The sequence below is a fragment of the Enterobacter sp. PTB genome (assembly GCF_051130085.1).
Classification (GTDB): Bacteria; Pseudomonadota; Gammaproteobacteria; order Enterobacterales; family Enterobacteriaceae; genus Enterobacter; species Enterobacter ludwigii.
In genome coordinates, this window is record NZ_JBDKEE010000051.1 from 1 (window position 1) to 12,239 (window position 12,239).

General features: G+C 53.0%; 9 protein-coding genes and 1 pseudogene. All 10 read right to left on the bottom strand.

Annotation, left to right across the window (positions count from 1 at the left end; all coding sequences use genetic code 11):
* Window positions 1-723: ImpA family type VI secretion system protein (locus tag AAIR21_RS26800; RefSeq protein ID WP_434682689.1), on the bottom strand; the 723-nt coding region annotated here is incomplete at its 3' end.
* Window positions 723-4,094 (bottom strand): ImcF-related family protein, encoded by a 3,372-nt coding sequence (locus AAIR21_RS26805; protein WP_434682691.1) that lies wholly within the window; start codon window positions 4,092-4,094, stop codon window positions 723-725. The genes AAIR21_RS26800 and AAIR21_RS26805, both read right to left, overlap by 1 nt.
* Window positions 4,078-5,226 carry a type VI secretion protein gene (locus AAIR21_RS26810; RefSeq protein ID WP_434682693.1) on the bottom strand — a complete coding sequence of 383 codons (1,149 nt, stop codon included), beginning with the start codon at window positions 5,224-5,226 and terminating at the stop codon, window positions 4,078-4,080. Before AAIR21_RS26810 ends, AAIR21_RS26805 begins: the two co-directional genes overlap by 17 nt.
* 3 nt (window positions 5,227-5,229) lie before the next feature.
* Entirely contained in the window at window positions 5,230-5,493 is a 264-nt protein-coding gene (locus tag AAIR21_RS26815) for a PAAR domain-containing protein (RefSeq protein ID WP_434682694.1), read from the bottom strand.
* A 138-nt stretch (window positions 5,494-5,631) separates the two neighbouring features.
* Window positions 5,632-6,291: a hypothetical protein gene (locus AAIR21_RS26820; protein ID WP_434682696.1), complete on the bottom strand. Its 660-nt coding sequence runs from the start codon at window positions 6,289-6,291 to the stop codon at window positions 5,632-5,634.
* A gap of 47 nt (window positions 6,292-6,338) precedes the next feature.
* The gene (locus tag AAIR21_RS26825) at window positions 6,339-7,100 is read right to left on the bottom strand and encodes a hypothetical protein (RefSeq protein ID WP_434682698.1); all 762 of its coding nucleotides are present in this window, start codon (window positions 7,098-7,100) and stop codon (window positions 6,339-6,341) included.
* Window positions 7,090-9,078: a lipase family protein gene (locus AAIR21_RS26830; protein WP_434682700.1), complete on the bottom strand. Its 1,989-nt coding sequence runs from the start codon at window positions 9,076-9,078 to the stop codon at window positions 7,090-7,092. Before AAIR21_RS26830 ends, AAIR21_RS26825 begins: the two co-directional genes overlap by 11 nt.
* Window positions 9,075-11,582: a type VI secretion system Vgr family protein gene (locus AAIR21_RS26835; protein WP_434682702.1), complete on the bottom strand. Its 2,508-nt coding sequence runs from the start codon at window positions 11,580-11,582 to the stop codon at window positions 9,075-9,077. Before AAIR21_RS26835 ends, AAIR21_RS26830 begins: the two co-directional genes overlap by 4 nt.
* 59 nt (window positions 11,583-11,641) lie before the next feature.
* Window positions 11,642-11,848 carry a hypothetical protein gene (locus AAIR21_RS26840; protein WP_434682704.1) on the bottom strand — a complete coding sequence of 69 codons (207 nt, stop codon included), beginning with the start codon at window positions 11,846-11,848 and terminating at the stop codon, window positions 11,642-11,644.
* Between the two features lie 2 nt (window positions 11,849-11,850).
* Window positions 11,851-12,239 (bottom strand): annotated as a pseudogene (locus tag AAIR21_RS26845) (type VI secretion system ATPase TssH); the annotation flags it as partial.

Genomic DNA, 12,239 nt, shown 5'->3' on the forward strand with positions numbered 1-12,239 from the left:
TTGATAAATATACGACCAATTGTTCAAAAAACACTCGTTACGTGATCTTTCCCTGGGTGAGGCATGCGGGGTCGTTGCGGATATGCCTGGCGCATTACTGGCAGAGTTCTGCGGTATCACGGTATCTGCCCCACCGGAGGTCATCAGCCGGGATTCCAGCGCCGCATACAGCGCACCGGCCTGTATCCGGGGCTCGCCGTCTTCAGCAGTGGTTGCCTGCCCGATGACCAGCAACGCCCCGGCGATACGCCGTGAATCGTCCACCGACACTTCCGGGTACAGCGCCAGACTGTCCAGCATCCGCGTACCGGCCAGCCAGTCCAGCGCCGCCGTGCGGGGACGTTCACGCTGCGGGTGAAGCTGCGAACCAAAACGCTGCAGGAGGGCCGCCAGCAGTTCCAGACCGTCAGCCAGACCGGCTTCACCGTCCATCGCAAGCCTTGCCCAGGCATACCAGGCGGCCACGCGAATATCTTTGGTGACGGTGGTCAGCAGTTTTTCGCACAGACGACAAATCTGCTCCGGATCGATGCCGGACAGCCTGTCCATCTCCTCACGCAGTCGCTGAAAATCATCGTCATAGCCGGGGTCTTCGCCACAGGGGGCACCCTCTGATACCAGCTGCAGCCAGTTATCCCACAGTGCCAGGCGCTGTTGCGTCAGCTCCAGCAGGGGCTCCCGTTCCGCCTGACAGGCCGTCAACAGGGTATTCAGCGTTGCCATCAGTCCATATCCTCCGTTGGTTCGCTTGCAGCGGCATGGTTCGCATGTGCGCCTTTCACCAGGAATATTGAATCCGGCAGGGTAAAGTGCCGCAGCTTCAGCAGGGCCAGCGGGCCTTCTGCATCCTGGGTGCGCAGGGTGTAGTTCAGCGACCGACCGTCCGGAGCATTCCAGCGCAGGCGGTAGCTGCTGTTGAGACCGGGATATCCATGCACTTCCGCTTTCTCCAGCAGACGAATCAGCCCCCACTCTCCCGGCAGCTCCGCATAGGCGCGGGTACCGGCCTGGACGCTCATCCAGCTTAACGAGGCGCCCGGCGAGGTCGTGTCACCGGGCCAGGTGAAATGCTGCCATTCCGGCATCTGATTGGCATACGTGAGCGTCTGTCCGTCGGTACGAAAGTCGGTCTCCATCACCCCGGCAGCGGTGCCCGGACGCAGGTCAAACTGCAGGCGGGCCGCGTCGGTGGTGAATGCCACGTCAGAGATATGGCTCAGGGTGTTAATGGCGTTCAGAAACGCGGGGTTAAAGGTCAGCCCCTGGCCGTTGAGCGCATCCGGCACCCAGCGGCTGCCTTCCTGATGCAGCACCCCGTTCAGGCTGGTTTTCAGAAAGGTGTTCAGCCGCCCTGTGGTGCTCAGGTATTTCGCCAGCAGCGTCAGTGACGCCTCGCTGTCGGTATCCTGAAACGGATAGCGCCCGCCAAACGCGCGGTTCCAGTCGTTCATCACCGATGTCTGCCACTGCGTGTTAAGACTCTCAGCGGCGGGCGTCAGCACCTGCTGCCAGGACTGTGCCAGCGGGCGAACAAACACGGTCTGCCCGAAGCTGCGCCACTCCTGTCCCAGCTCTGCTGCCACCAGGTTGCCGTAATTTTGGGTGTCGGTTAAATCCACGCCCTTCCCCTGAAACACGCTCTGTGCCAGCGCCTGCGTCATGGACTGCGGGTCCGTGGCGTCGGTCACCTGCTGCAGATGCAGACGCACCTGGGTGACCCGGGTGAGAAAGGTCTGCAGGCTCAGGCTGCTGTCGCTGTTGCCGTCGGTCTGTTTGCCCGTCAGCGCCAGCACCGGGCCGAAGGTCTCATCCAGCGGGCCGTGGGGGACGGCAGTCTGGTCAATCGCCGGGGCGTTATCACGGGACAGCAGATTCTTCGCCGATTTCACCAGCGAATCGGTGATGGCTTCTCCCGTCTCGCCGGTATGCCCCTGCACGTTCAGGGTGTTCATCAGCGCAATCAGCGGCGACTGGCGCACGTCCGCCATCAGGGTTAACTGGTCGATAACATCGGAGAGCGTCGGTGTGGGCTGCAGGCGGATGCTGTTGAGAAACGAAAGCCAGGCCCCGCTGAAGTCGGCAAAGTAGCGGTCGGTCAGCTGTTTTTTCAGCGCCTCCGGGGAGGCCTGCTGCGAGGCGGACGTCTGACTGTCGCTCAGCACCCAGTCGATTTCGTCACGACGCGCTTTCACCACCTTATCAATTGCAGGCTGTACCGCGTTCTCCCAGGCCTGACGGGTGAACATCCCCGGCACCACCTCTTTTGTGGTGTAGAGACGGGCAATATCCGTCTCACCGGCCATGTCCTCCAGGCGCATATCGGCATAGAGGTGTGACACCTGCTGCAGCACCTTCTGGTAAAGCCCCGACTCGCTGTTGCGCATCCCCGTCAGTCGGACCAGCAGCCCACGTGTGGCGCTGACCAGGTCATCATCATTCTTCAGCTTCCACTGCGGGTGCGACGGCAGGGCGGCAGCATAAAAGGCCAGCAGCGCTGGCCCGTCTCCCTGCCATTCACCCGGCTCAGTGCCCGGTCGCGTCGGCCAGTCCTGCATCAGCGTGTCGCGAAACCAGGCCGGGTCCATTTTGTCGGGACGATTCAGCATCAGCCAGAGCTTCAGCTGGTTATAGCTGGCTTTTGCCAGGCGAGCCCGCTTCGGGCTGTCCGGCGGCAGCTGCACAAAAGCCTGTAGCTGCGAACGCAGATGTTCAGCCGCCGCATCCCGAAGCAGCGGCAGCGCACTCTGCGCGTAGCGGGGAAATGTCGCATTCAGCAACGCGTTATTCTGGTTCAGACCGGCATGCAGATACCAGGGCGCACCGTGGGCCTCGCGGTATTCCAGCCGGGCTAACGTCTTCTGCAGCGACATCAGCGCCTGCAGCCGGTTCGTCAGAGTGCGGTGCGTGTTCAGCGCCGCCTTTACCTGCTGTTGCGCGGAGGAAACCAGTGCGCGGTTAGCCATAAAGGAAACCGCCATCGCGATACCGCACAGCGCCATCAGCACCGCAGCAGATACCGCCACCAGCGGCATCCGGCTGCCACCGGGACTGACAGGCCGCAATCCTGACGGTAACTCGCGAACACGCTCCGGCAGTGCATCCCAGCGGGCATCTCTCGCCCAGTGGTGCTTCACGCTGCGCTCAGCGCCGACGGAGGGCTCGCTGAACATCACGCCCGCCAGCGGCAGGGGACGGTGCGGATTCAGCCACGGTGCCAGGGGTTTGCTGACGGACTCGGGACGGGCCGACAGGCGGTCCGCCAGCGAGAGCAGAAAATGGTGTTCCGTATCAAGGCATATCTGCTGAACGCCCATACGGATAAGTTCAGGCACCAGCGCCTGCAGGTGACCATTCAGCGCCTCCGGGCGACAGCCTGCGGGCAGCAGACAGCCCACCGGCTGGGTGGTACGACCGGTCTGCGCAGCGCAAGCCGTATCCAGAGACCAGACGTACAGCGGCAGACGGCGCGCGAGCTGGCTGTATACCTCGCGAAACGCACGTCCCAGTTGGTCCATGGCATCTTCGTCAGCGGATCCCAGCGAGGCTGTCACCCATACCAGCCCATCAGCCGGAATACGGCGCAGTTGACGCAGTGCCCGTAACCAGACAGCATCCACCGGCCGCAACGGATCGCCGCCCCACAACAGTAAGGTGCCACGGTCTTCCTGCCAGTATTGCTCCGTCAGTCCGGGGGTCAGTAGCTCAACATCTGCAGGCGTACCGGTAACCAGCAGAATGCGGATCTTACGGGACCAGAAGCGACCATAATGGTTACGCAGGGTTTCGCGGATTTCGCTGATGGTGACATTACAAGGCGGGGTTTGAGCAAGACGTTCAACACCTTCCGGCGAGCGGCTTTCCTGCTGAGCTCCCCGGCGGTGAATTGTTTCACGAATGCTTTTGCCGATCGCAGGTAAAAAGCGAATAAAAACCAGCGTAAGACAAATAATGAGCAAAGTCAGTATCTTCTCGACTGGCGTATCAATGCCCACAAAGGTACCGTAATGAACTATCAGCCATCCAAGAATGACGATCCCCGTCAGGATCAGGCCCAAAAGACCAACGCGACCAAATAAACTACCCGATGAATTCATCTTCACTTCCCGGTGTAACGGTACTGATAAATTGCTCATCCCCGGATGAGCAAAGCGCTAGATATGCCACAGGGGTCAGGCTAACCAGTTCGGCAACCAGTGCCGTTAACAACCAGGGAGCCGCCGGGCCAGGAATACCCGCCATTTTTTCCAGCATCGTTATTTCTGTCGATTGCCATACTGCTCCACGTTCACCTCCCAGTGTGAGCAGTGATGCGGTTATACCTTCCCAGCGTTTTGCATCTCCGTACACCCGTGCCGTATGAGTGGCAATCGTCTGCGTATCCAGAAAAAGAGCGATGTCCTGGTCAGGCACTGCCATATCCAGAGGCATCGGACGTAACAGGCGAGCGGAATGCGGAAGCTGATATTTTTGAGCCACGTCATCGCTGGTCATTAATATGGCAGATATAGCGTCGGAGTACTCATCACCGCCCCTTGCTTGGACAATCAGAATCAGATCAACCGTCAAAACGGGTTGTTTCAGTCGCTCTTCCACATAGTTCATGGACAACGATCTCGTGGCGGTGATGTCTTCGGGAACTGCCCGGGCCGGAAACAGTGTTAACCAGATAGCCGTAAACTTTTTGACCTGTTCATCGGCAGGTAAGTCCGTCACAATAGTGACTCTTAGTGGAAGGCGGCCAGGCAATGCTGATAAAGCGGGCTGAATGCCAACCAGACAAACTTTCATCGGCTCATTTACACCCGAGATCCGCCGGGTTAATGTTGCCCGGGAAGGGAGTTTGTCTACAGCCGAACTAAGGACGGATTCCGCCGTAATACCATCCGGTAACAGAAGAGCAGTGCCAAGAATTGCAAGATGTCTACCGGCCCATTCTTCCCATTGTTTTTGCTCTAAATCAGCCTCTTTTTGCAGAAACTGATGTTCGTCCACTTCCCGTCCCCAAAGCCATCCCCGCAGGCAAAACAACAGCCACCAGCCTCCGAGTGGCGCGAGTGAAAGCAGCCAGATATTACACTCCGACAATACTTTCACCGCACCGGATGCCCTGAGAATAAACAGCATCCCCCCGATGATCGCCATCAGGGCACCAGTCAACAACCAGAGCATCATGGAAGGCGGAGCAGATAGTTCGGTGGTAATGGCTTTAGCCCTGTTCCAGCCCATTGATTATCCTATCGTACTGTTTGTTGCGCTGGAGATAACGACACAACCACAATGACATTTACAACCATCAACAACGACTGGTTGCCCATTGCAGGTTCGTTGTGATGCACCTTCAACGATATGATTATTACCGTGCTTTTTGCAGTGAACCTTGTCTCCCACTAATGCAACTTTCTTGCCATTAACTGAGAAATTTGCAGAAGCTGACTTTACTTCACCGCCATGATTCATTTTGTCGCCCAGGACGACGACACCTTTTTTAGACATGCTGAATACCTCATTTAACTGAATTTTTTTGGCGGATTTACTTAACTATCATCTTGTCTACTTTATCGAAATCAGGGAAAAGTGTTTTTTCAGGCGCGATGCTGCCATCTGGATATATGATTTTTGGGTAAATACCTTCTATTTTTTTTCAATGCCAATAAATCTCGTGATTTTGCTTTCAACTACACTTGGAGAATAGTTTATTTTATCAACATGATAAGCGCGGAGTAACATAAAATCCTTTTCACCGAACAATGATAGCGTGTTTTCTTTTTTATTTAGTTTCATCTCATGTATGTAAGGGTAATATATTGGTGATAAATTTAAGTTACCCTGGGTTAAGGAGTATTGTCCATTCCTCGATGCATCATCATCGAAAGCAATTTCAACCCCTACCGATGTACCCGGAACCAGATCTTTTCCAAGATGAGTAGCATCGATGTATTTAATCGCCAGTTTTAAAGCGCTCAGAGTCCACTTACATTTTCCTCCCCCCGTCATTTCCACTTTAGCTCGCCAGAGATCGTCGTTGCCTTTGACAAGTGAGACTGGAGGGTTATTGTAACTTGGCTCAGTAACAACCGAACCATCCGCGCCACTGATACGCTGCCTCAGACATTCCTTAGAAATGTACCGGACACCAATAAATGGTTGTGTGTAAGGCGATGGGTTTTTAATTACGACATTAACCCATTTAGTATCTGAGGGTGGTGACATCGTTCTGTCGATGGTATTACTGCAACCTGCGACAGAGATTAATGTCAAAAAGCACAGTAACAATCCATTTTTAGTTTGCATTTTCCATTACCTCTTAACTTTATGGACCTCCAGCATAGCTCAACTATTTAATTTACTATCATCTTGTCTATTTTATCAAAATCAGGAAACAGTGTTTCTTTAGGTGCGATGCTACCATCTGGATATATTATTCTTGAATAAAGCCCATCGGCCTTTCTATCCGGCTCTATATACTTGGTTATTTTTTTTTCATTTATGACAGGATGGAGTGAAATAAACCCAAGGTTTAATACCCTATATAAATAAAAATTTTTACGACCTAAAAGTGAAAGGCTTTTTGTTTCTTCAGATACATGTCTCTCTCGTATATAAGGATAATATATTGGTGACAAATTTAAATCGCCCTGGGTTAAGGAGTATTGCCCATTCCTCGATGCATCATCATCGAAAGCAATTTCAACCCCTACCGATGTACCCGGAACCAGATCTTTTCCAAGATGAGTAGCATCGATGTATTTAATCGCCAGTTTTAAAGCGCTCAGAGTCCACTTACATTTTCCTCCCCCCGTCATTTCCACTTTAGCTCGCCAGAGATCGTCGTTGCCTTTGACAAGTGAGACTGGAGGGTTATTGTAACTTGGCTCAGTAACAACCGAACCATCCGCGCCACTGATACGCTGCCTCAGACATTCTTTTGAGATATACCTGACACCAATAAATGGTTGTGTGTAAGGTGATGGATTTTTAATCTCGACATTTACCCATTTTGTATCTGAAGGTGGTGACATCGTTCTGTCGATGGTATTACTGCAACCAGTGACAGAAATTAATGATAAAAAACACAGTAACAATCCATTTTTAGTTTGCATTTTCCATTACCTCTTCAGTATACAACGTAAACCGGACCAATGAATCATTGCCCTGTGGCATTGCCAATGTTGTTTTTAACGACAAATTTAGCACATCTTCAACATCAAGAAATAACTCATTTCTTTCTAACTCTTTTTCCGGTATTTCATCTTTATTTATTTCCATCTGCTCTTTGAATAAATCCAGATTATAAAGATGCTCAGTAAAGTTTTTATTATCAACAAGTCCTTCACCATCAATTAGCTGAAGCAGTTTATTGCTGATATAAGGCATATAGGAAGTCATAAAGTGATCACCAAACGTTATATCAAATCCCCTTGATGGGTTACCTCCTTGAGGGAAAACTTTATGCAGGCTTTCCTGAGTAAGCGAAGCATTGAATTCTTTTTGTTTTTGTCCTGCATCCTGTATTTCCTGCTGAATCAGGGCTGGGACCAGATAAAGCTTTACCTTTATTGGGAGTAATCTTTTCAGTGTGATGCCACCGACAGGATTTTTAAACGACTTCCACTCCCGGCTCTGAGTGGCCGTAAGAAAGACAACAGGATTCCCATGATGCCAGAAACAGTCACCCCACTGAATGGCGGGGCTAACGATAGCTTCACCTATTGACCAGAGCATCCCCAGTGTTTTTCCTATAGGCCCCCACAGTTTATACAAATAATTATCAAGATTGTCATCAGGCGGTACTGCAGGAACCGGATCATTATCATTAACATGCCGAAAATGCACTATGTCTGATAATTGGGCAATAGCATCGCGAGTAAAAGTTCGTGGCATGCCATAAGTGTATAAAAGAGGTTGGTTGTTTTTTAATACAACCGAATGGATCAATGCCAAAGCACCGCCAAGACTATGCCCACAGATAAATAATTTCATATTTACCAACAAGTCTTTTAATGCTTCAATTTCTTCCTTGTATTTTACCTCAACTCTACTATAAGCACTCCAAAATCCGTCATGAACTTTCCCTACTGGAATCAACGTTGAACATTGTGTCTTTTGTTGATTGCATGATTCTGCATCTATCGGGCTGAAGGCTAAATCGGTTCCGGCATTATAAATGCTTGCTGTTCCACGCCATGACACAATGACTTTATCCGTGTTATACACGTAAAATAACTGCGTATCCCCATCAGGTTTTGTTGAGTCATCCTGGTTTGTCGTTTGCCCTGAATTATCAGTATTGATAGAAGTATCCAGAAAGACAGGGGGATGATATCGAGCGGTAAAGGGCACATCCTGAACCAATACGTTGTAAGTATCACCACTCTTGTGAACTTGTGGTAAACGGGAAAGATTCTGGCACTGGTTAATGAAAAAACGAGTTATTGAAACAATATCCAGAGCATTATCATTAGCGTAAGCTAAAGAAGCACTAGCGCCAAGATTAATCGCATTGGCTATTGAATATTCATTCTGATGATGTAATACCAGTTCCCATGCTCTGAACGGACAAATCTCGATAACATGACGTTTTTCAAGATCATTGGTCCTGAGAGTAAAGCCTTTAAATGACGAGCCCGCTGGGAAATGGAAAGGGGGCCAGACTTCACCAGAATTTAACGTAAACGAAGAAGGTGGTTCTGAGCACAGCTCTCCCAAAACGGCATAGTGCCAGACATAACCATCGTCTTCCGCAGGCTGGCGAACGGTTGAATCAATCTCAGCATCCCGTCCCGGACGCAATACGCGCTTTTCCATCTCTTTTGCCAGAGGATCGGCAGATAACGTCAATTTAAGCTCCAGTCCGTGGGGCATATCTATTCGGATCAACCCCTTAGCATCACTGCTGCCAGAAAAGGTGAATTGATCGATTCTTCCGTCTGTAGGGTGATGGCTCTCCACTTTCCATGGGATCCCGGCTACCGCATCTCCCTGTTCGTCAACCAGCAGGATGTCAACCCAGTAGGGCAGTTGATCTTTTGCCGGGGCTTTCGGGTACTTACGTTTAAGCGAAGTAAAGGCTGTTGTCATTTTACGTCCCCTTCCTGGATGTCGTCGGGATTATCTCGGGGATAATCTATTTTTAACTGTGATGGCATGGATGTGAAAATATTCATGGTTTTCCCTTCGGCATCAGAAACCCCTTCAAATATTTCACCTTCAGCAGTAGTGATGCGATACGAGGTAAACGGGCGTATTTCACCGGCCCCTGTTGTGGTCATAAAGGCTTCGCCATAGCCTTTCGGAAACGTTATCGGCGGCGCATTCAGTGAGGCTGGGCCAGTTTGTTCAACATTCGCAGCCTTCTGGAAAATATTCCCCGGACATCCCAGCTCGATCTTACCGTCGCTCAGTTTGATATAAGCGTCGCCGCACTCCAGAATAATTGCCTTGAGAGCACTGATGGTCACATTTCCCTCGGCGCTACTGAAAGTGACATCCTTCAGTGCCGAGGCATTCAGCGCATCCCCCATCGCCTGAATATCCACTTTTCCATTGGCAGCCAGAAGTTGCATCCCAAGCTGTTGTGCAAGCATCCTGATGGCATCAGATGCGGCGACGGTAAATGATTGTCCGGTGGTGATATCCGTGTTTTTCCCCGCAGTCAGCGCAATACTTTCATTCGCGGAAGCCATGCATATTGCTTTGGGAGTCAGGACGCCAATACCCGCAGGAGCGTGGAGCAAAATACCCGGCGCTTTCAGGTAATTCAGTGATTTTTTCAACGCGTTCTGGCTATCAAGATCAGCAGGAAGTGCTTTCGCATTTTTCGCGGCAGTTTGCAGGCTTCTCGCCAGTGCGAGCGCCTGTTCGAGTTGTTCAATAGCACTGTCCATCTCCAGCATTTTGCCACCAGCTGCAGGTTGGCTGTCGGCTGTAATAAAGACCCCAGCGCCACCGCGCACAGAGACATGTCTGTCAGTCCGCAGCTCAGCCCCTTCACCACGTAGCTGGCGTTTTGCGTCAACGTTATGTCCGAGGTTCAGTTGCGTCTTGCCGCCGTACTCGGTGCTGAGCTTGATATGCTCTTCACCGCGTTTGTCCTCCATCCGCAGCTTGTTCAGCCCGGCGGTCCGGATGATGTTGCGTGTACCGTTCTTGTCGGTCACATGGTCGCGCGAGCGGGAGTTGTGCATCACATGGGCGATGTAGGGGCGGTCCGGGTCGCCTTCATGAAACCCAATCGCCACTTCGGTCCCCTGAATCAGCGGGAAGTGGAAGCCGTACATGTCCCCGCCGTAGGGCTTCGCCAGACGCACCGGCATACTCTCCAGCCCGGCGTCTTTATCGTCCATGTCGGCATCAAACTTCACCCGGTAGAGGCCGGATGCGTCCTGCCAGGCATAAATATCATAGGGTTTCGCACTGGTCACCCAGGCGGTCATCGTCCCGGTAACCTGTGGGCGCGGCAGCAACGCAGGACGCCAGCAGACCGTGTCGCTGTATGGTACCGCATGCAGGCTCACCAGCAGGGCTTCTTTCCGGCTGGCGCGGTATTCCGTGACGGTCAGCAGGATTTCACCCTGCAGTAATTCAGGAAGCGTCGTGTTATCGCCACCGCTAATAGTGACCACCTGCCCCGGCAAAAGAGCCGCATCGGTGCTGGTCCCGGTGATATGCGTCTGGTTTGCCAGAAAACGCTCATGGTCCAGACGGGCGTAAAAGTTGGCGCTTTCGGTTTCGGCGTTAATGCGCTCACCCAGCACCAGATGACGGGGTTTGTAGTGGTACACCTCGCCGTAAGTTACCCCCTCGCCATCGCCGCGCGTCATGTCCGCCGGAGTCGATTCCAGACGGAACTGGGCCTCACGGTGGTTATAATCTTTGGTGGAAACGGACGCTTCCACCACGTTGTGGGTCAGCCCCAGCCCCCATACGGATTCGGTCCCATTGTCATTCATACCCGACGGGCTGCTCAGCATCACGGTATGACGGGCCGCCAGGGCGTACTGGGTGTCGCCAAAGTTGACCACCTCCGTCTGCGTGTCCGGCTGCAGGGTGAACCAGTAGAAAATACCCACTTCGGCCAGAAGGCGCTGAATGAACTGCAGGTCATTTTCCTGGTACTGGTTGATTTGCTCACGCTTAGGGCAGGCGCGTCTGAGCGAAAATTCATACTCCCAGTTCTTCAGCCCGTGCTCCTGCAGCACCTGTGTGACGACTTCCGGCACCGATTTGTTGATAAAAAATCGGTGGGTCCGAAACTGTCGGTCCAGCAGCACCAGCTTTGGCTCCAGCGTTATGCGGTATTCTGCCTGGTCTGCAGAGCTGGTCAGGCGCTCAAACTGCGTCACCACGCCATGCACCCGCTTTTGCTCCGTCAGTTGCTTCAGCATGCCACCGGCCATGGTCAGGCTGGCGGGTTTGCGTAACATCTGGTCTGCCGGGATATCCTTATCCGGGCTGGTAAAATGGATGGTGTAGCGGTACGTCCCGCTCAGCTTCTCTTCGCCGGTAAAATCTTCCACGTCGAGTGGTGAGGGGCAACTGTCAATATTCAGCCGGTAACGGTTCAGGGTGTTGGTCAGAGTCATGTGTGCTCCATGTCAGATTCGGGGCCACCGCATGTGGCAGAGTGGGTGGGCATAAAAGATCAACGTCGGAACAGCCGGAGAAGCACATATGCCATCACGCCGCTCAGCAGCGCTTTCACCAGCAGGACGGTGAGATCCTGATGGTGTATCGCCATTTCCCCCGAGCCGGACAGCGAGACGCCGTGTTTCACCAGCGTCACAATCCAGCCTTCCGGCAGCAGGAAAACGCTCCCCAGGACAATGACCAGAAATAAAATGATGTGCATGTTCAGCTCTCCAGGGTCATGCCTGACGGCCTGGCGTCAAATTCCATCACGACGCCTTCCTCATCGTTCCAGCCGAGCGTCAGGCGCTGCAGCTTCTGCCCGGCTGCAAGGTGATGCAGCAGCTGCTGGCTCAGCACCGGCAGTATCTGCTGGTTGAGCAGACTGTCGATATTACGCGCCCCCGTGTCCGGCAGCAGGCAGGCCGCCGCCAGCGCGTCATACAGGCTGTCATCAAGGGTGGTGGTGATGCCGTAGTGGCGGGTAAGACGCTGCGTGACTTTCTCAAGCTTCATCGCCACGATAGTGCGAAGCGGTGCCTCGCCGAGCGGGCGGTAGAGCACGGTCTGAAAACGCGCCAGCAGCGCGGGCTGGAAGTGGTCGCGCAGCAGAG

Bases quoted from the DNA above. Each gene is read 5' to 3' on its own strand.
- AAIR21_RS26820 (WP_434682696.1), bottom strand. From the start codon at position 6,291: ATGCAAACTAAAAATGGATTGTTACTGTGCTTTTTGACATTAATCTCT.
- AAIR21_RS26835 (WP_434682702.1), bottom strand. From the start codon at position 11,582: ATGACTCTGACCAACACCCTGAACCGTTACCGGCTGAATATTGACAGT.
- AAIR21_RS26815 (WP_434682694.1), bottom strand. From the start codon at position 5,493: ATGTCTAAAAAAGGTGTCGTCGTCCTGGGCGACAAAATGAATCATGGC.
- AAIR21_RS26830 (WP_434682700.1), bottom strand. From the start codon at position 9,078: ATGACAACAGCCTTTACTTCGCTTAAACGTAAGTACCCGAAAGCCCCG.
- AAIR21_RS26840 (WP_434682704.1), bottom strand. From the start codon at position 11,848: ATGCACATCATTTTATTTCTGGTCATTGTCCTGGGGAGCGTTTTCCTG.
- AAIR21_RS26805 (WP_434682691.1), bottom strand. From the start codon at position 4,094: ATGAATTCATCGGGTAGTTTATTTGGTCGCGTTGGTCTTTTGGGCCTG.
- AAIR21_RS26825 (WP_434682698.1), bottom strand. From the start codon at position 7,100: ATGCAAACTAAAAATGGATTGTTACTGTGTTTTTTATCATTAATTTCT.
- AAIR21_RS26810 (WP_434682693.1), bottom strand. From the start codon at position 5,226: ATGGGCTGGAACAGGGCTAAAGCCATTACCACCGAACTATCTGCTCCG.